This is a genomic window from Pseudovibrio denitrificans JCM 12308, assembly GCF_001310815.1.
GTDB classification, from domain to species: Bacteria; Pseudomonadota; Alphaproteobacteria; order Rhizobiales; family Stappiaceae; genus Pseudovibrio; species Pseudovibrio denitrificans.
Genome location: NZ_BAZK01000012.1, coordinates 87,070 through 105,481, shown reverse-complemented (window position 1 = coordinate 105,481; position 18,412 = coordinate 87,070). Strand labels below are relative to the sequence as shown.

The window sequence follows — 18,412 nt, the reverse complement described above, 5'->3', positions numbered from 1 at the left end:
TGTAAGGCCTGCAACTTCTCGTGGTGTATTCGATGAAAAACTCATTGAAACACAGAGACTTGCTGAGTTTCTTCCCCAGCTTATCCCCGCCGCAGGTTTCTCTGGTTTGGATCAGTCAAATCATGCAGTCGGTTCGCAGCAGCTTGCGCAAATCGCAAAATCACGGCTTTACGGGTGGCCGCTGAAAGCTTGTGCTCCGGCGCTTCGCGGATAATCTCTGCCATGTAATCATCCGCCAGAATGAACCCGGTCTCCTCCGGAAATATCTCCTGCGGAACATCAGGGCTGGTCGCAAAAAACAGGCGATCGCAGTAATCGCGATACTCATGCCATTTGTTGTCGGCTTTGAAGTCCTCGATGGATGACTTGATCTCGATAATCCAGATCTCTGACTTCTTACCAAGTACCACCAGATCAGCCCGCCGTCCCGATGCAAGCGTGACTTCAGGAAGGCTCGTATGACCCAGAACGCGCAAATACCGCTGCACTCCCCGCTGGATTTTCAATGCGCGGTCAGACTGACGACCATCGACCAGAGGATCATCAAGTTGAACGCGATTTGAGCCCTTCACAAATTCCATGAAATCGTTCCCACTTTGTTCTTTGTGATATTAGCAAGCTGTCAGGCAAATTCAATCGGAGATTAAAGGGATCTTTAGTAAGGGGCCTGCACTACGATATCCAACTGACCCGCTAATTCTCGCATGTTCTCATCAACCGGGAACAACCTGATGCAATCTGCCAGAGCATCACGAGCTTGCGATGCTTGTCCGGCCTGCAGATACAGCTCTGCAGCCCGCATCAAAAATGCCTTCCGCCATCGCTTGGGAGCCGTCCTCATCACCGCATCATTGTGAAGGATCTCATGCCACTCCCGAAGCAGCTCCGCTCCATCATGGTGCTTACCAAGCAAAGCAAGCCACTCTGCCTCCAGCAATCCATAGCCCGGATTGCTACGCAATGCCTCTGAAGCTTCCAAAGAAGGAACCTCACCACACGCCAATGCATGTCCCAGCTGAGCAAATACCTCACAATCTGTAAGGCTTTGCGAATTCAGCAGGTTCTTATCCGCAAGAAGCTCAGCTATGTCCCGCTGGAACGTTTTGATCAGTTGGCGGATGGTGTTGAGCGAATAAAGCTGGTCATGCAGCGCATGCGGCCCGGCAATCCCATAACAGTTCAGGTTTTCGCTCTCAGGAAGGCGCTGAACCGCCAGGTAACCGCAGGTATCGACCCAATCAAACAACCCGAACAGCAGATGCACTGGATGCCTCAGGTCTCCTGCCAGAGGTCCCAGCAACTCCAGCTTATCCGGGGCGGGCCGCGCCAGATAATCAGCGCTTTGCGTGCCTGCTGTGCCCAGTTCCAGCTCAGGCGAAAAGGCATAGATCTCGCCATCTTGCCTGCGCAGACCCGTTATCAGTGCTCCATAAGCACCCATGGAAGCGCCGTAATAGATGATCCGTTCAGGCTGCTCCTGAGTGATAGCAAGGTCGATGGCTTGATCAATTTCTTGCTCTGCATCAAGGTACCATTGTGAGGTGGTATCATTCAGAACAACGCAGGCATGCTGCGTCTTGGCAAACAGGCGCTCCAGTCCGAACTTGCCGGAAGGAATGCGAACCTGCGAGAACACCACCACCAGCACACCGCTGCGGCCACCAGATTGGAGTTTCACCTCCAACCCGCGTGAAGACACACCTGGTCGCTCCGCTAAGTCCAGCATCAGCGGATGGGCTTAGGGCTTCTTGCGCTTCAGGTAACCACCAGTATCACCCGCTGGTGCGGATGCATTGTCGGAAGACTTGCTCGGTGAACGACGAGGAGGAGACTTCTTGCCAGCAGGTTTGCCCTTTGGCTTCTGCGCAAACTTGCCATTGCCCGGCCCTTTGCGTGGACCGCTACCTTTTGCTCGCTTACCAGCCACCTGTGCATTGCTGCGCGCGCTTTTCGGCTCACGATCAGACGGGAAGAAGGTGAAACCATCCATCTCCGCGATCTTCTTGCCAATCAGCTTCTGAATGGCACGCAGCATGCCGCGATCTTCCGGCAAGCAGAAGGTGATCGCCGTTCCGCTCTTACCCGCACGCGCTGTACGGCCAATACGGTGAACGTAGTTCTCCGTCGCGTTCGGCATATCGAAGTTGATCACGTGAGAAATGTCGGAAACATCAATCCCGCGAGCTGCAACATCGGTCGCCACAAGTGTTTTCAGCTTACCACGCTTGAACTTGTCCAGCGTCTTCTGGCGTTCTGCCTGAGACATGTCGCCATGGATCGCCTCAGCAGGCACTCCATCTGCATTCAAACGTGCTGCAAGACGGGCGCTGCCCTTCTTGGTCAGAGTAAACACCAGTGCGCGCTCGCACTCGTCTTTCTCCAGAAGCTCTTTCAGCAGCGGGAACTTGGCATCTTTCTCCAGATGCGCAATCTGCTGTGTCACAGTCTCAACCGTGGTCGCAGGTGGAGCGGTGCTCACCTCAACCGGATTGGTCAAAAAGCGTTCCGACAGATCGCGGATCTCGCGCGGCATGGTCGCGGAGAAGAACAGGGTCTGACGCTTCTTCGGCAGCAGATAAGCGATCTCTTCCAGCTCTGCGATAAAGCCCAGATCCAGCATCTGATCCGCTTCATCCAGAACGAAGATTTCCAGCTCATCAAAGCTCACGCCGTTCTTGCGGTGCAAGTCCAGCAAACGGCCTGGCGTTGCCACCAGCACATCCAGACCACGCTGCAAGGCGCGGAACTGCGGAGGAAACGGCACGCCGCCCACAACACAGCTGGTGTACATCTTGGTGCGGCCCGCATAGGCCTTGATGTTCTTAGTGATCTGATCCGCCAGCTCGCGGGTTGGCGTCAGAATAAGGCTACGCACGCTCTTCGGCGCAGCGCGATACCGGCTCTCAAGCAAGCGCTGAAGAAGCGGCACTGCGAAAGCGGCGGTTTTACCCGTTCCGGTCTGAGCAAGGCCAAGCAGGTCCTTGCCATCCAGAATGTACGGAATTGCGTTTTCCTGAATAGGTGTTGGCTCGCTATAGCCTTTAGATTTCAGGGCGATCTGAAATGGTTTTGCAACACCAAGTTTGTCAAAGTCGGTCAACAGTGATCTCTCAGATAAGCAGAGTATCCGTTCCCGGTTCTGCTGATTTCGTCATGTGCTTCCCGCAGTCCTTTGAAACGTGAAATCCGTTCCTCAATTAAGCAGATGCGTGAAACAAGCTTGAAGAAGTTTGCCTTCGAGAAATCCAGCACAGCAGCACGCTGTATCAGTTAATTCTACTGGAATAGTCTCTGGGGCGTGGTTTGATCGGGCTATTAACATAGACCCGCCACATTATGCTAGAATTATTGCCGGGGAGCATAATATTCTGGTTGTCCTGACAAGAAAAGGGCGACAATTCCGGTTAGAGCAGTCCAGCTACTTGCATGTTTCATGTTCTTCTTTATGTATGGGTACCAAGAAAAATGATGCTGCTTTTATGGCCATTATCCTAAAACTGGCCTGCTGCTAATAACATTAAAGATTAGGGTTCGAGCTTTGATTGATGCAAATTTTGAAGACTTAGAAGAAAACGCTGAGGAAGCTGCCCGGCTTCTTGCTAACATGGCGCATCCCAAGCGCCTGATGGTGTTGTGTCGACTTGTTCAGAGCGAATGTACTGTAGGTGAACTTGCAGAAGCTGTGAATTTAAGCCAGTCCGCTCTTTCACAACATCTTGCCAAGATGCGTGCCAGCAATCTGGTCTCCACCCGTCGCAGTGCTCAGACAATCTATTATTCTCTGGCCAGCGCCGAAGTGGAATCCGTTCTGCAAACTCTTTACGGTCTTTACTGCGCTCCTCAGGAAGAAGCATAGCAGGGCCTGCCTTAAGGCCCCGCGATAACCACTGAGCTACCGTCCCACCTGCGTTTCTCTTCTGCATTTGGTAGCTGGTTGAACATATGAAGATCTACCGGAATTTCATCCTCGGACTTCAGACCTGAGAACTCACCAAACAGGCGGACGGTTTCTTCGTCCAGTGCGCCACCAATATACAGATGGGAAATGTCTCCGTTTACATCGGAGAGCTTGAAGCGTGTTTCCCAAAGCCAGAACACCTGCCGGTGGTCCTGATCGCTTTCGTAAACCATCGTCAGTGCAGGCAGGAAGCCCGCATTGGTGTGCGGCACTGGTGGCAGCTCGCCTGCTGGGGTTTCCCCTTTCAGGTAGCCAGTCGCAGTCGGGAAGGACCATTCCGGTGCCTTGCGCCAACCAAGCTTGGTCAGTTCCTGCTCCAGCTGTTCCGGTGTGCCGGACCATTGCAGCGTAATCGGCTCTTCCAGTTCACCCGTAATGGAAACGCGCTTGGCAGGCAGCAAGCGCCAATCCTGCATGCGCCAGCTGGACTTCTGGATCACAACAGACTCGCTGCGCGGCTCATAGGCCTCAGCTGCTGTCGAGTAGTTCTGGCTGATGTGCCATGAGGAGGCGATCGCCAATGCACATAGCGAGATAATCGTCAGAGCCGTTCTGCCCACCTTCTCATTGTGAATGTGCCCGAAGACAAACGAGAAGAAGAACACGGTACCTGAGCCAAACAGCAGGCCTGCCAGCACATCTGAAAGCCAGTGCGCACCCAGATAAACCCGCGAGAACCCGATCAGGATCGCAAAGGTCGCGGCAACAGAATAGATGATCGTCTTGCTCAGACGTGAGCGTTCATGGGCCACCAGAACCGCAATCACACCAATCAGCACCGTATTGATGGTGGCATGCCCTGATGGGAATGAGAATGCATCAGCGCCAGAGTACAGCTCAATCGGACGATCCCGGCCAATCAACGCTTTGGTGATGACCACGAAGATCGAGGAGCTGACAATTGCAATTACAAAACCTGTCGCACGACGCCATGCCTTGCGGCCAAACAGATAGATACCCACGGCGAGCGTAACGGTCGCAGTCACCGTGCCATCGCCCATCATGGTGATCATGACCATGATTTTATCGATGATCGGTGTTCGGGCGATCTGGAAGAAATTGCTGATCGCAAGGTCCGCCCGCGCCATCGGCATGCCCGGAGCAACGGCTCCGGTAAACCAGATGAAGCCCGGCAGCGTTACCAGCAGGAAGAACGCAGAGACCAGCATGCCCACGCTGCGTGGGTTTTCAGGATCATACGTCCGTGCAATCCATTGGCTGAAGCGATCAGGACGTCGCCCAAACCAGTTGACGATTGCCTGATGCGAACCACCAACAATTGGCAGAATAAACATGATCAGCCAGCGGATAATCGCCACGGCGATCAGAAGAACCAGCAGCAGACCACCAAGGATAATCGCAAGGCGGGTGTTGATCTCACCAATCGCAAACAGTGCGGAACCAGCCATCACGCCCGGCACCAGATGCAATGCAGCCCAGGCAAACGCAGAGGTCACGTTGAAGAAGGTAAAGCGGCCAAAACTCATGTCCGCCATGCCGGCAATGCCCGGCACAACAGATTTCACACCTGGCACAAAACGGCCAATAAAGATGCTCTTACCGCCGTGTTTGGCAAAGTAATCTTCACCACGTTTTAGCCAGTCCGGATAGCGGCTTAAAGGCCAGATTGTCCGTACTTTGTCTTTGTAAAAGTAACCAAACCAGTAGGAAAAAGCGTCGCCCGTTACGGCGCCTGCAGTCGTCCATAAAAAGATACTCAGAAACGGCAGTTCACCAAGACCGATAAGCGTACCAGCCCCCACAAGAACAACAGTGCTTGGAAACACCAGCCCGATCAGAAAGAGCGCTTCACCCATTGCGACGATAAAACAGATAAGGCCAGCAAAAGCCGGATTTGCTGCAATGAAATCAACAATGTGGTTGAGGAATGTGGTGACGAAATCGACGTTCACTGAAAAGTCTCTAGCTCTTTCTTAAATTACTTAGATCGCTGGGTGACCACTGAAAATGTATACATCGTGCCAAGGTGACCAAAATATGGTGCGCATTCTGTTACATTTATATGCAGGCATCTGGCCCTTTGAAAGGGAAATAACAAGCCCTATTCCCTGCAAAAAGCATAATAGTCCCACTAATCAGACCCATACGTTAATTCTGGTGACGAAAAACATCGTTTAGCTCTTTAAGCAATAATACAGAATGGCTATTCTTGGCCCAAAGCCGAATGAGCAAAAATAACATTTTACGCCATGCCCCAGATGCGAAGGTCACTTGCATGTTTCAGTCTGCAAACATTCCTCAGACAGTCAGTAAAGAGCTGCTTCAGAAAAGACTGCCTGAACTCCGTGAGGAATTGTTGGAAGTTCAGCATAAGCTGAGAGAGAACAAAGCTTTCGCAACAATCATTCTGCTCGCTGGTGTTGACGGCTCGGGTAAAGGCGCGGCAATCTCCCGTTTATACGAGTGGATGGATACGCGTTACCTGTTCTGCAACGCTTATCATGAAGAGCGCAGCGAGTCTGAAAGCGCCCGACCAAACTACTGGCGTTACTGGCGGGATCTGCCTGCACGCGGTGAAACCTCCATTGTGTTTGGCTCCTGGTATCAGGAACCTCTGCGTGATGCGGTTATGGGCAAGATTGATGACGCAGAGCTGGAACGCCAGCTGTCTGCCATCAACCGCTTCGAAAAAATGCTCGCCTACGAGAACATTCTCCTTCTCAAGTTCTGGTTCACCCTGCCCAAGGCAGAGCAGCAGGAACGCCTGCATGATATAGAAGCCAAAGGCAAAAAAGGCCGCAACTTCATTGAGGAATGGTCCGGTGCTGAACATTATCGCGCAGCTCAGACCGCAGGTGAAAAAGCTTCTCTGCAAACCAGCACTGGCTACGCGCCGTGGTTCGTGATCCCGTCACAGGATCCGGATGTTCGTGACCTTGCACTGGCAGAAACCATCGCCCAGTCCATGAAGAAGAAGCTGGAAAGCGGCAACGGCAAACCGGTTTCAGCGCCTGCCGTGGTCACCACCCTGTCTCAGGCCAATGCGGTGGATGCGATTGATCTGTCCGCGACCATCTCCAAAGAGGAGTACAAGGAAGAGCTTGAAGAGCTTCAGGACAAGATGGCGTACCTGACAGACCGCAAGCGTTTCAAAAAGTTCGGTTTCATCTCAGTCTTCCAGGGCAATGACGCAGCTGGCAAAGGGGGCTCCATTCGCCGCCTCACCCGCTCCATGGACCCGCGGAACTACAAAGTGCACCCAATCGCAGCGCCTTCCGTGGAAGAAAAGCTGCATCCATACCTCTGGCGTTTCTGGCGTCGCCTGCCGAAGAAGGGCCACAGCGCAATCTTCGACCGCTCCTGGTATGAGCGTGTTCTGGTTGAGCGCGTCGAGGGCTTCTGCTCCGAGCTGACTGGATGCGCGCCTACAACGAAATCAACGCTTTCGAGAAAGAACTGACGGATTCTGGCTTCATCCTCTGTAAGTTCTGGCTCGCGATCTCTGAAGAAGAGCAGTTGCGCCGCTTCAAGGCTCGTGAAGAAACCGCCTACAAGAACTACAAGATCACTGAGGAAGACTGGCGCAATCGCCTCAAATGGAACGAATACGCCATCGCAGCTGGTGACATGGTGGACCGCACCTCAACTCGCTACGCACCATGGACGCTGATCTCCTCAGAAGACAAGCGCTACGCTCGCATTCAGGTGCTCAGAACCACCGTGAATGCGCTCGAAAAAGCGATGAAGAAGAAGGATAAGGACAAAGAGATCTGAGCCAGCTCTCTTCGTCTGCCTTTGTTAAGTTACGTCCTGTCACACGCTGTTTTGTGACAGGACTTCTGCGGAAACCAGATCAACTTCCCGTCCGCCGCGCCAGACGTTGATCACCGCCTCAATCTTCAGCGACTTCCTCACGCCTTCGTACTCCGCAACCTGCTGCTGCAGCCGTTCGTAGTCGGCGCTTTCAACGTCCGCAGCAATGTCCTTTTCCATGTAGGCTTGAATCCGCAAATCATCCGGCCCCGGCTTGATGATATCAAACCGCATCTCCTGATGATTGGACATGCACATCACGGGACCCGATAACAGCGGAAACAAACCTTGATGGCAAATCGCATAGATCGCAGCTCGCTCTTGAGATGAAAACTGATCCAGAACGCTCAAATCTTCAATGGGTTCGGAATTGAGGGTGAACGTGCGCTCCTGCCTACGGTCGAAGTCCTTTTGAAACTGCAATCCCTGCTGTTCCGGGATCTTAATTCCTTCCATCATGATGTCGTTCTTCAGGGTGCCTTCCACGCTGTCTGGATCAGGGCTGCGCACATCAAACTCCAGTTTGAAGTCCAGCACGCTATAGCTCTGAAAACGCGGACCGTCATAGACCTTGAAGTTCTCCTGAAAATTCGCACCAGCTATCTCGCGCAGTTGCTCAAAGGCTTTGACCTTGTTCTGATCCGTCACGCTTGGGGAGTACAGATCAAACACCAGCTTCTTCGCGTTGACGCGATCAGTGCCGCAAAACCAGTCGACAATCTTGTCCCAGAGCCGCGTCGCCGGATTGCCAATATGCTCCCGGTCTGAAGCGCCTTTGATGCTCTGTAGATCACCCGCAGAGATCTGCGGATGAATACGTGTTGTGTCCAAACCAACTGAAGATGACATGGTCCACCCTCCTTCACGTGGTCAACTGGTCATGCTGGGGCTTTCCCTCTGCTTGTCAGATTGAAGGAAAATGCAGCGTTTTGCTGTTCTGAATGGCACTGGAGCGGGAAAATAAACACCAACAGCACCACATGGCATCCCATGCAGTGGTGAAGTTAGATTTCCCGAAAATCGGGAGGAGCAAGGCGGCAGGCAATACCTGCGCATTGAGTTAGTAATAGAGTCTTCGGCATTGGCTACGCGCCTTGCCCGGGCATTTTGGTATGGCCAACATCGCCTCTTATCCTGAAAGACACGATAGCCGGTTTCCCGGAAAGACAACGGCTTTGCTCAGATAAGTTTCCGTATCCAAACAGGTCCGTTGCCCTTGGCATGTACTGCTCTGACCAGCAAATGCCACTGCGTGATGCCCTTCAGGTTGGGCCCTTCCTCTCAGACCATGCAGTCACGCCTGAAAATCGGTGCCACCGGACCTCTGCAAGATGCGTTACCCCTTACAAAAGCCCCACCCAGCCCACGACACGCCGACGGACGGCCCGCCAGCTGCCCGTCACGTGGGCATGGGATTAGTATGGGACCATCTTTCGCCAAGGGGGATAAGTTTTTCCAGCAGTCAGGGAGTCAGTCTAAGCATTCAGCCCTTTCATGCCTTCAGGTGTGTACCGTTCGCCGACAACTGAAATGAGAGCAAGCTTAGCCTCCAATGCCTCAACTTCCTCAGAAGAAAGCGCAATCTCGGTTGCCGCAATATTCTCTTCCAGATAGCGCAATCTCTTGGTTCCCGGAATAGGCACAATGTCGTCGCCCTTCGCCAGCAGCCAAGCCAGAGAGAGCTGCGCAGGCGTGCATTGCTTCTGAGCGGCAGCCTCCACAATAACCTTCGTGATCCCCTCGTTCACCTGCAGCGCTTCTTTAGAGAACCTCGGCAGATTTGCGCGGAAGTCACCTTCTTCAAACTGCGTCTCAGAATTGAAACTGCCCGTTAGAAAGCCCCTGCCCAAGGGAGAGTAAGGCACAAAGCCAATCCCAAGCTCGCGGCAGGTCGGCAGGATCGCCTCTTCCACATCACGCGACCAAAGAGAATACTCTGTCTGCACCGCTGCAATCGGATGAACGGCATGAGCCCGGCGAAGCGTTTTTTCGCTGACCTCACAAAGCCCGATATTGCCGATCTTACCTTCCTCAACCAGCAACGAAAGCTCCCCCATCACATCTTCAATGGGTTGCGCTGGGTTCACGCGGTGAACGTAGTAAAGGTCTATGTAATCAAGCCCCAGACGTTTCAGAGAAGCTTCACAAGCCTGCCGTGCGTATTGCCGACTATTCTCGATCGTCCGCTTGTATTCACCGGGTTTGCGATTGATGCCAAACTTCGTTGCGATCTTAAGCGGCGCCTTGGTTTCCTTCAAAAAGCGGCCAATCAGCTCCTCATTGTGATGAGGGCCGTACATGTCTGCTGTATCAAAAAAGTCGATGCCCAGCTCAACCGCTCGCGCCATCACGCGCAAGGATACGCTGTCATCATGTGAGCCATAGAACTCACTCATTCCCATGCATCCCAGGCCGAGCATGGAAACATTGAGTTTGGAACCGAGTTGGCGAGTTTTCATCAGCATCTTCCTTGTGTTGCTGCTGATTACTTGCCATGTTTCAAAAATGGAAAATATGAGCAAAACTGGAAAGCAGATTTCCGAAAGTGGAAATGAAATCCTGCGCGATCTTGTTTGGGATGACACCAAAGCCTTTCTGGCTGTCGCCAGAACAGGAACACTCAGCGCTGCTGCTTATCGCCTGAGCATCGGTGTCGCGACACTCTCAAGAAAGATCGATCGCCTCGAAGAAACGCTGAAAATTCCGTTGTTTATCAGGCACCAGTCTGGCTACCAGCTCACTGAAGATGGCCGCGATCTGCTGGCAAAAGCCGAAGCGCTGGAAGCCGCCGCCACAGCATTCGCTTCCGGCGCAAAAGCACAGGCAGGCATCTCTGGCAAACTCCGTCTTGCCACGGCAGAAAACCTCGCCACCCACCTGATCCTGCCCGCATTGCCAGAGTTTCGTGCAAACTACCCAGAGCTGCACATAGAGATCCTGACCGACGTCAGCTCAGTCAACCTGCACCGCCGCGATGCAGACCTAGCCATTCGCATGGTGAAACCAGAAAGCGGCAACGTCACCCTCCGCCGTCTAGGAACACTTGGCTTTGGCCTCTACGCAAGCAAAGACTATGCGCTCAAACGAACAAAATGGGCTGACCAGGAGAATTATGAGCAGGATGACTTCATTTCCTGGTGTGAAGCGCTCTCGCATCTGGTGAATGCAAAATGGATTGAACGCGCTCTGAAAGGCCGCCAACCCGCCGTTCTAACATCATCACTGGCAACGCAAGTCGCAGCGACACAAGCCGGTCTCGGCCTCGCCGTCCTACCGCACTTCCTTGCATCGGATGCTGGTCTTGTCTGCGTGAATGCGGATATTGGTGTCGAACAACCTATCTATCTGGTCATGCACTCCGACCTCGCCCACTCCCCCCGAATGCGCGTCATGGCAGACTTCCTGGCCGACCTGATCATCCAAAACCGCAGCAAACTCAGCGGCCCACCTCAGCAGGCCACCTCCAGTTAAACCACGTTCCGCTCAATCAGCGGCTTGTTGGCAGCCAGACGTTCAACGCCGAGTTCGGAAAGGTCCAGCGTTTCATAGCCGCCTGTCACGATATGCTCTGCAAGTGCGCGTCCAACGGCAGGGCTTTGTTGCAGGCCGTGACCGGAGAAGCCTAGGGCGATGTAGAAGTCTTCGATGCCTGGTACTGGCCCCATAAAGGCGTTGTGGTCGAACAGGTTCACATCATAATGCCCTGCCCAAGCAGCGCCAGGTTTGATGGCTTCGAATGCAGGAATACGCGTTGCCAGTGTTGGCCACAGGTGCTCCTCGAAAAAGGAGTAGTCCACCTCGTAATCGTAACAATCAGGGTCTTGCTCTTCATCCGGTGAACTGCCACAGATAAAGCCGGTGCCTTCAGGGCGTACATAGGTTCCATTCGGATCAATCAGCAACGGCAGGCCGGGAACCTCATCGCGGCATTCAAAAGTAAAGATCATCCGTTTTTTGGAGTGAACCGGCGCGTCAAACCCAGCCTCCAGACAGATCTGTGTCCCGCCGGAAGCCCCGGCAGCATTCACCACCACGCCAGCTTCCACTTGTTCACCGTTGGAGAGCGTCAGAATCCAGCTGCCGCCCATGATCTTTTCAAGGTGAACCACCTGATACGGCTCATAAGGCACGTTCAGGGAGCGCGCTTTGCGGCGAAACGCCTGCATCAACCCATACCCGTCAAACCAGCCTTCGCCGGACAGGCCATGACAGCCTGCGGAAAGATCAGAGGTATTGAGCCAGGGGAACTTGGCTTTCAGCGCATCAGCTTCCAGAAAACCAATGTCCGCGCCCATCTTCTGCTGTAGAGCGTGGTTTTCTTCCAGAATGCTGCGCTTATCCGGTGTAGCGAGGAACAGATAGCCGCCTTCAACCAGATCAATACGCGGCTTATCGCCGTCAACTTCCAGAAGATCACCAATGTTGCGCAGGAAATCGATGCCATAGAGCGAAATGTCGATGTTCACGGCAGAGGAGAACTGTTGGCGAATAGAAGCGGCAGAAAGCGCCGAGGCGCAATGTTGGTAGGATGGGTCTTTCTCAAAGACCGCAATGCTACCCTTAAAATCGTCGCGCTGTGCAAGATGGTACGCCACCGATGATCCGATGACAGCCCCCCCAATAATAGCAACATCAACTGAAGCTATCGCCATAGTTACACCTGAATACTGAGAAATGGAGAAAGTAAGAACCGACGCCCGAAATATTTAGGCGGGTATTCGCGAGCGTCGGCCTAAAAGGGAGACAAAACGCCTCCCAAGAGTTTAAGCGTATTCCTGAAAGATGCCTCCCAGCTTTTTCAGGAACGCGCTGTAGATCAGGGCTTAAAAGAAAGCCTGAAGGCCAGTCTGCGCACGACCCAGAATAAGGGCGTGAACGTCATGCGTGCCTTCGTAAGTGTTGACGGTCTCAAGGTTCTGAGCATGGCGCATCACCATAAATTCCTCAGAGATGCCGTTACCACCGTGCATGTCACGTGCCTGACGAGCGATATCCAGCGCTTTACCGCAGTTGTTGCGCTTCACGATGGAAATCATCTCTGGCGCAACGCGGCCTTCGTCAAACAGACGACCAACACGCAGGGAAGCCTGAAGGCCGAGTGAAATCTCGGTCTGCATGTCTGCCAGCTTCTTCTGGAACAGCTGTGTCTGTGCCAGCGGACGGTTGAACTGCTTGCGGTCCATCCCGTACTGGCGAGCACGCATCCAGCAATCTTCCGCAGCGCCCAGCGCACCCCAGGAGATGCCGTAGCGAGCGCGATTTAGACAGCCGAATGGGCCTTTCAGACCAGAAACGTTAGGCAGCAGCGCGTCTTCACCCACTTCCACGTTGTCCATTACGATTTCACCGGTGATGGAAGCACGCAGAGACAGCTTGCCCTCGATCTTAGGTGCGGAAAGACCTTCCATACCCTTTTCAAGAACGAAACCGCGGATCTGGTTGTCATGCGCTTCAGACTTCGCCCAAACCACAAACACGTCTGCGATTGGGGAGTTGGAGATCCACATCTTGGAACCAGTGATGCGGTAGCCGCTCTCAGTCTTAACAGCGCGGGTACGCATGCCAGCCGGGTCAGAACCTGCATCCGGCTCGGTCAGACCAAAACAGCCAACGTATTCACCAGAAGCAAGCTTCGGCAGATACTTCATGCGCTGTTCTTCAGAGCCGTAAGCGTAGATTGGGTACATCACCAGTGAAGACTGCACGCTCATCATGGAGCGGTAGCCGCTGTCGATGCGCTCAACTTCACGCGCAACCAAGCCGTAAGCCACGTAGGACGCAGCAGAGCCACCATATTGCTCAGGAAGGGTCACGCCGAGGAGACCCTGCTCGCCCATCTCGTTAAAGATGGAGCGATCAGTTTTCTCTTCGCGGTAAGCTTCCATCACGCGTGGCAGAAGCTTTTCCTGAGCGTACGCACGCGCGCTTTCCATGATGAGGACTTCGTCTTCATTCAGCTGGTCGCGCATCAGGAACGGGTCTTCCCAATTGAAGACGCCTCCGCCTGTTGGATCACTACTCATTCTCAAAATTCCTTATTCAACGTCAAACTTCACACCCTGCGCCAATGGGAGAGCGCCGGAGTAGTTGATGGTGTTGGTTGCGCGGCGCATATATGCCTTCCAGGCATCAGAGCCAGCTTCACGGCCACCACCAGTTTCCTTCTCACCGCCGAATGCGCCGCCAATTTCAGCGCCGGACGGACCGATGTTGACGTTTGCAATGCCGCAATCAGAGCCAACAACAGAAACGAAGGTTTCAGCTTCGCCCATGTCTTTAGTGAAGACGGAAGAAGACAGACCAGCACCAACACCGTTCTGAATTTCAATCGCATCATCAAAATCGGTGTAGCGAATGACGTAAAGGATCGGAGCAAAGGTCTCTTCCAGAACAGGACCAACCTGACCTGGCATCTCAACGATCGCTGGCTGAACGTAGTAAGCATCCGGATATTCGTCAGCCATCACACGCTGACCACCATGCACGGTGCCACCAGCCGCTTTCGCTGCTTCCAGAGACTTCTGCATATTGTCGAATGCGTCTTTGTCGATGAGCGGACCGATCAGAGTACCGTCTTGGGTTGGGATACCGATCTTGACGGAGGAGTATGCTTTGATCAGGCGCGGGATCAGCGCGTCATACACGCTGTCATGGGTGATCAGACGACGCAGTGTGGTGCAGCGCTGACCGCAGGTGCCCATAGCCGCAAACGCAACGCCGCGCAGGGTCAGATCCAGATCAGCAGACGGGGTCACGATCGCTGCGTTGTTGCCGCCCAGCTCAAGGATGGACTTGCCGAAGCGCTGTGCAACACGCGGGCCAACCTGACGACCCATGCGGGTGGATCCGGTTGCGGAGATAACTGGGACGCGCTTATCGTCGACCAGAGTTTCACCGATTTCACGGCCACCCTGAATGACTTCCAACAGGCCTTTTGGTGCGTCATCACCAAATTTGGCAGCTGCACGCTCATAAAGCGCCTGAACAGCCATTGCTGTCAGAGGAGATTTTTCAGATGGCTTCCAGACAACGGAGTCACCACAAACAAACGCCAGTGCTGCGTTCCAGGACCAGACTGCAACCGGGAAGTTGAACGCGGAGATTACGCCAACAACGCCGGATGGATGCCAGGTTTCCATCATACGGTGACCCGGACGCTCGGTCGCGATGGTCAGGCCGTAAAGCTGACGGGAAAGTCCAACTGCGAAGTCGCAGATGTCGATCATTTCCTGAACTTCACCCAGACCTTCAGAAGTGATCTTGCCCGCTTCCAGGCTCACCAGCTTGCCAAGGTCGTCTTTGTAGGTGCGAAGCTCTTCACCCAGCAGGCGAACCAGCTCACCGCGGCGCGGTGCAGGCAGCTTGCGCCACTCTTTGAAAGCGTCATGCGCACGACCAATCGCAGCGGAGGTTTCCTCAACGCTGTCTTCCTTGATCATCGCCAGTGTTTCACCGGTGTTTGGAGAGGTTGCAGCCAGAGTGCCACCTTCCAAAGCAGCGCGGGCAACACCCATACGCTCCATGAGTTCAATTGTTTCTTCTGCGAATTTCACGGTATCCAGACCTACGGTCATTGAAGTCCCCAAACTGTGAGAGATGCTAAATTCGTTATTTGAACAGAGTGTCTCTTGTCCGGACCATCGGTAAAAGCTACGTCTTTTCCATTATTCATTCGCATATGGAATGACTGATAATTTCGTCTGGATCTTGCGTCAGGAAGAAAACTGCTTAAAATCAGTAAGATAATAATGGGTGCCGGCCTATTTGAGATTCTGTTTTATGAAGGAGATGATGCCAGATAGAACGAAATTTAATCGTGTTGGCTGTGCCTAACCTCGCGATTTCAGGAGTTTCGAGCTGTCCACGGCATCATGAGAGGTCAGGATGAAGCGTGGTTTTATCCCCCCGATTGATTGTTTGATTGCCTTTGAAAGCGCTGCGCGACATGGCAGTTTCACCCGCGCCGCAGAAGAACTGTTCCTGACTCAAGGCGCAGTGAGCAAACAGGTGCGCTTGTTGGAAGGGCGTCTGGGTGTAGAGCTGTTTAAACGGATTCGCCAACGCATTGTTCTGACAGATGCGGGACGCATTTACCTGCACGACATCCGCGGCACGCTGGAAAAGATGACCAGCGCCACCCGTCAGGTGATGTCCTTTGCGGGCAGTGAGGATGTGCTGAACGTCGCCGTGCTCCCAACCTTCGGCACCCGCTGGCTCGCCCGCCGCCTCCCGCGTTTCCACGAGCGCTACCCGGAAGCCAGCTTCAATCTCTCCGTCCGCCTGCGTCCCTTTGATTTCTCAGTAGAGCCATTCGACGGCGCCATTCATTACGGCGAACCCGTCTGGGCTGGTGCCATTGCAGAGCCACTGTTTCAGGAAGAGGTCATTCCGGTCGCTTCCAGAGCCTTCCGCGACAGGCACAGCCTGCGCACGCCGGAGGATCTGGTAGACGTCATGCGCCTGCACCAGTCAACCCGCCCGGATGCATGGCAAAAGTGGTTCTCTTTGGCAGGTGTCGAAACAGATGGCGCCTTTCAGGGCCCGCGCTTCGATCAGTTCACCATGATCTCGCAGGCCGCCGCATCAGGCTTAGGGGTAGCGCTGGTGCCAAAGTTCTTTATCGAAGAAGAACTCGCCGCCGGCACTCTGGTCCGCCTCTTCGACATCAGCCTGAAACTCTCCTCAGCCTACCACTTCGTCTACCCCGAAAACCGCACCCTCCGCCCAGTCGTGAAGTCCTTCAAGGCCTGGCTACAAGAAGAAGCTCGCGAACAGCAGGTAGACCGGGAGACGCTGCTGCCGCAGTAGAAGCTAGATTCCAATGAATGCAATACATTGTATTGAATGCTGTCATCTGTTATTGTTTGTTCCTATCGCAAGGAGCAGGAATACATCATGAGAGCCGCCTCAAAAGATGAAAGCAGGAATGTTCCCTCCCAACGTCGTCCTAAACAATTCAGGATGCCGGAGCATGTCGCTCAGCTTATCGATAGAGTGGCAAAAATGCAGGGCCGCTCGCAAACCGACGTGGTGATTGATGCTGCAACCCGGTATGCGGAAGATGAGTTGCTTGATCAAACAAAAATGGTCTGGGACGAAGCTGGCTACGACGCATTTTCGAAAGCTGTTGAGGGGCCTGCGAAACCATCGGAATACGTTGTCAAAGCCCGTCAACGGAAAAGAAGTTGGGAATGAGACCGCCGGAGATATTCGGTCGCTCCCACGACACTTCCCAGTTTGACTGTGGTGTAAACAGCATGAATCTCTGGCTTCAGCAAAGAGCGCTGAAATGGCAGAGAAGTAATGGTTCTCGTGTGTTCGTGATTGCAGATGATGAAAGTAATGTCATTGCGTATTATTCACTAGCGGCGGGCCAAGTCCAAAGGCAAATCGCCCCTAAGACGATTGCTCGAAATACGCCGAACCCATTACCAGTTATTGTTTTAGGCAGGCTGGCGATTGATGTTGATTGGAAAGGGAATGGCATTGCCACAGATCTTCTATTGGATGCCTTTGATCGAGTTTATGAAGTGAGTAAGTCTGTTGGGGTTACGGCCGTTGTGGTTCATGCTCTTTCGGAGGATGTGGTGCCGTTTTATGAGAAGTTTGGCTTCTTTAAATCCATAGACTCAAATAGCTCGCTTACTCTTTTCAAGCCGCTCAAATCCATTGAGCAAGAAATCGAGCGCCAGCCTACCGATAATTGAGGAGCGTGCTCATTTCTTCCCATACAGAAGCCTAAATTCTCTATCTTACCCCAACTCATAACTCGCAAAGCTATAGATTTTGTCCAGTGGCAGGTTGGGGTCCTGTCCCTTATACATTCTGGCGGTAGCGAACACGGGTGATAGTTCGTAGCGTTCTGCCAGTTCGACGGCTTGTTCGTTGGGCAAAGGCAGGTCGATGTTGATCATCTGGCCTTTTGCGCTGCCAGCCAATGCGCGGAAGATGAGATCTGCGCCTTCAGGCGTTTCTGCTGCCATCGGTCCAATGCGGAAGCCATCTCGCGCTGCACGGATAACGCCGTAACCCTGCACACTTCCGTTCTCAACCAGATAAACACCGCGCCGCATCGGGTTCATGGGCTCAAGCCATCGCTCCAGAAAGGCAGCACGCTCTGCGGGGAAGTAGTTGCGGTCATACTCGATGATGCTGGGCAGAATGCCCTTGCCAATAATGGAGATGCGCTGGTCCATCGGCATGGTGATGTTGGAAAGGCCGCAATACCGCATGTTCTGGTGAACGAGCTTGAAACCGGACTTGGCATAGTTGTCCTGTTCCTCAACCACCCCATCAAGACCAATGGTCCGCCCTTCCAGACGTCGCATGGCTGCATTCCATATCAATGCACCCAGACCTTGCCTGCGAAACTCCGGGTGGCAAATGTAAAAGCCGAGAAAGCCAAAGGTCTCGCCGTACTTCACCGCAGAGACCATCGAAACCAGCTGATTGTTCAGATAACAGCCCAGATACCCTTCAGAATCCGCCGCATAATAGGAAGGAGCATCATCCTCACCCGGATTCCAGCCTTCAGATGCGGCCCAATCCAACATGGTCAGAATGCCATCCTCGTCCATAATGCGAATATCAGTATCTTGCGGAGCCATTGAGAGCCTCTTTCATCAACCCGGCATAGTTGAAGTGTAAACAGACACGGAAGATCAGCGTAGCGCATTATGG

At 53.5% G+C, this 18,412-nt stretch carries 15 protein-coding genes and 1 pseudogene; 6 read left to right on the top strand and 10 right to left on the bottom strand.

All coding sequences use genetic code 11. The features are described 5' to 3' along the window. Nucleotides 1–80 precede the first annotated feature (80 nt). The 3 genes from JCM12308_RS17105 to JCM12308_RS17095 all read right to left on the bottom strand — a co-directional run bounded on the left by JCM12308_RS17105 (nt 81) and on the right by JCM12308_RS17095 (nt 3,100). Nucleotides 81–581, bottom strand: a complete 501-nt coding sequence (locus JCM12308_RS17105) for an MmcB family DNA repair protein (RefSeq protein ID WP_054784543.1) — start codon at nt 579–581, stop codon at nt 81–83. 74 nt (nt 582–655) lie between these two features. Then, nucleotides 656–1,726: an alpha/beta hydrolase gene (locus tag JCM12308_RS17100; RefSeq protein WP_208978666.1), complete on the bottom strand. Its 1,071-nt coding sequence runs from the start codon at nt 1,724–1,726 to the stop codon at nt 656–658. 12 nt (nt 1,727–1,738) lie between these two features. Beyond that, the gene (locus JCM12308_RS17095; RefSeq protein ID WP_054784542.1) at nt 1,739–3,100 is read right to left on the bottom strand and encodes a DEAD/DEAH box helicase; all 1,362 of its coding nucleotides are present in this window, start codon (nt 3,098–3,100) and stop codon (nt 1,739–1,741) included. A 438-nt stretch (nt 3,101–3,538) separates the two neighbouring features. Between JCM12308_RS17095 and JCM12308_RS17090 the strand changes: the two genes are divergently transcribed. Then, nucleotides 3,539–3,856 carry an ArsR/SmtB family transcription factor gene (locus JCM12308_RS17090; RefSeq protein ID WP_008550373.1) on the top strand — a complete coding sequence of 106 codons (318 nt, stop codon included), beginning with the start codon at nt 3,539–3,541 and terminating at the stop codon, nt 3,854–3,856. Between the two features lie 11 nt (nt 3,857–3,867). On the opposite strand, the gene JCM12308_RS17085 is transcribed toward JCM12308_RS17090, so the two are convergent. Then, nucleotides 3,868–5,871: a bifunctional DedA family/phosphatase PAP2 family protein gene (locus tag JCM12308_RS17085; RefSeq protein WP_054784541.1), complete on the bottom strand. Its 2,004-nt coding sequence runs from the start codon at nt 5,869–5,871 to the stop codon at nt 3,868–3,870. A 272-nt stretch (nt 5,872–6,143) separates the two neighbouring features. Here JCM12308_RS17085 and pap point away from each other — a divergent pair. Further along, a pseudogene (pap, locus tag JCM12308_RS17080) lies at nt 6,144–7,693 on the top strand (polyphosphate:AMP phosphotransferase). Between the two features lie 39 nt (nt 7,694–7,732). Here the strand turns inward: pap and JCM12308_RS17075 are convergent. Together JCM12308_RS17075 and JCM12308_RS17070 are read right to left on the bottom strand one after the other, a co-directional pair. Continuing rightward, entirely contained in the window at nt 7,733–8,581 is an 849-nt protein-coding gene (locus tag JCM12308_RS17075; protein WP_054784540.1) for a hypothetical protein, read from the bottom strand. A 626-nt stretch (nt 8,582–9,207) separates the two neighbouring features. Further along, nucleotides 9,208–10,191 (bottom strand): aldo/keto reductase, encoded by a 984-nt coding sequence (locus tag JCM12308_RS17070; protein ID WP_054784580.1) that lies wholly within the window; start codon nt 10,189–10,191, stop codon nt 9,208–9,210. 55 nt (nt 10,192–10,246) lie between these two features. Here JCM12308_RS17070 and JCM12308_RS17065 point away from each other — a divergent pair, with 55 nt between their 5' ends. Continuing rightward, nucleotides 10,247–11,203, top strand: a complete 957-nt coding sequence (locus JCM12308_RS17065) for a LysR family transcriptional regulator (RefSeq protein WP_244271931.1) — start codon at nt 10,247–10,249, stop codon at nt 11,201–11,203. On the opposite strand, the gene JCM12308_RS17060 is transcribed toward JCM12308_RS17065, so the two are convergent. From JCM12308_RS17060 to amaB, 3 genes are all read right to left on the bottom strand, one after another. After that, nucleotides 11,200–12,384, bottom strand: a complete 1,185-nt coding sequence (locus tag JCM12308_RS17060) for an NAD(P)/FAD-dependent oxidoreductase (RefSeq protein WP_054784538.1) — start codon at nt 12,382–12,384, stop codon at nt 11,200–11,202. The genes JCM12308_RS17065 and JCM12308_RS17060 overlap by 4 nt on opposite strands. Nucleotides 12,385–12,555: 171 nt before the next feature. Then, nucleotides 12,556–13,755 (bottom strand): acyl-CoA dehydrogenase, encoded by a 1,200-nt coding sequence (locus JCM12308_RS17055; protein WP_008550412.1) that lies wholly within the window; start codon nt 13,753–13,755, stop codon nt 12,556–12,558. 12 nt (nt 13,756–13,767) lie between these two features. Then, nucleotides 13,768–15,306: an L-piperidine-6-carboxylate dehydrogenase gene (amaB, locus tag JCM12308_RS17050; protein ID WP_054784537.1), complete on the bottom strand. Its 1,539-nt coding sequence runs from the start codon at nt 15,304–15,306 to the stop codon at nt 13,768–13,770. 310 nt (nt 15,307–15,616) lie between these two features. On the opposite strand from amaB, the gene JCM12308_RS17045 reads away from it, so the two are divergent. The 3 genes from JCM12308_RS17045 (at nt 15,617) to JCM12308_RS17035 (ending at nt 17,439) form a co-directional block, all read left to right on the top strand. Next, nucleotides 15,617–16,540 (top strand): LysR substrate-binding domain-containing protein, encoded by a 924-nt coding sequence (locus tag JCM12308_RS17045; RefSeq protein WP_054784536.1) that lies wholly within the window; start codon nt 15,617–15,619, stop codon nt 16,538–16,540. A 36-nt stretch (nt 16,541–16,576) separates the two neighbouring features. Further along, nucleotides 16,577–16,927 carry a type II toxin-antitoxin system TacA family antitoxin gene (locus JCM12308_RS17040; protein WP_083416829.1) on the top strand — a complete coding sequence of 117 codons (351 nt, stop codon included), beginning with the start codon at nt 16,577–16,579 and terminating at the stop codon, nt 16,925–16,927. Nucleotides 16,928–16,989: 62 nt separating this feature from the next. Beyond that, on the top strand, nt 16,990–17,439 hold the full coding sequence (locus tag JCM12308_RS17035; protein WP_208608900.1) for a GNAT family N-acetyltransferase: 450 nt from the start codon (nt 16,990–16,992) through the stop codon (nt 17,437–17,439). Nucleotides 17,440–17,484: 45 nt separating this feature from the next. On the opposite strand, the gene JCM12308_RS17030 is transcribed toward JCM12308_RS17035, so the two are convergent. After that, entirely contained in the window at nt 17,485–18,339 is an 855-nt protein-coding gene (locus JCM12308_RS17030) for a GNAT family N-acetyltransferase (protein ID WP_054784534.1), read from the bottom strand. Nucleotides 18,340–18,412: the final 73 nt, after the last annotated feature.